Raw genomic sequence first — 536 nt, forward strand, 5'->3', positions numbered from 1 at the left:
CACAAGGACAAGCGCTTCCACTACATGCTGTCCAACCCTCCCTACGGTGTGGACTGGAAGAAGTACCAGGAGCTTATCAAGGAAGAGGCCGACTCTCTTGGTTTTTCCGGCCGTTTTGGGGCCGGAACGCCGCGCATATCAGACGGTCAGCTTCTGTTTCTTCAGCACATGATATCCAAAATGCGCGATGACGAAGACGGCTCGCGCATCGGTATTGTCATGAACGGCTCCCCACTCTTCTCTGGAGGGGCTGGTTCTGGCGAAAGTGAGATTCGCCGATGGATGCTGGAAAGCGATTGGGTCGAGGCCATCGTCGCCTTGCCGACCGACCTATTCTACAACACGGGTATCCAAACCTATGTCTGGCTTCTGACCAACCGCAAGCCCGCCAACCGCCAGGGAAAGGTGCAGTTAATCGACGCATCCGGCGAGCGTTTCTGGAAGCCCATGCGCAAATCCCTCGGCTCCAAGCGCCGTGAGATTCCCGACGAAGCCCGCGCCGACATCGTGCGCATTTACGAGGGCTTCCTTAACGG

Annotated in this window: 1 protein-coding gene; it reads left to right on the plus strand. The window is 57.3% G+C overall.

All coding sequences use genetic code 11. The features are described from left to right. Positions 1-536, plus strand: a 536-nt coding sequence (locus AB4Z23_RS28110) for an HsdM family class I SAM-dependent methyltransferase (RefSeq protein ID WP_441361261.1), incomplete at both ends; no start/stop codon positions are given.

Source organism: Agrobacterium sp. MCAB5, assembly GCF_052114365.1.
In the GTDB taxonomy this organism is placed as follows: Bacteria; Pseudomonadota; Alphaproteobacteria; order Rhizobiales; family Rhizobiaceae; genus Agrobacterium; species Agrobacterium tumefaciens.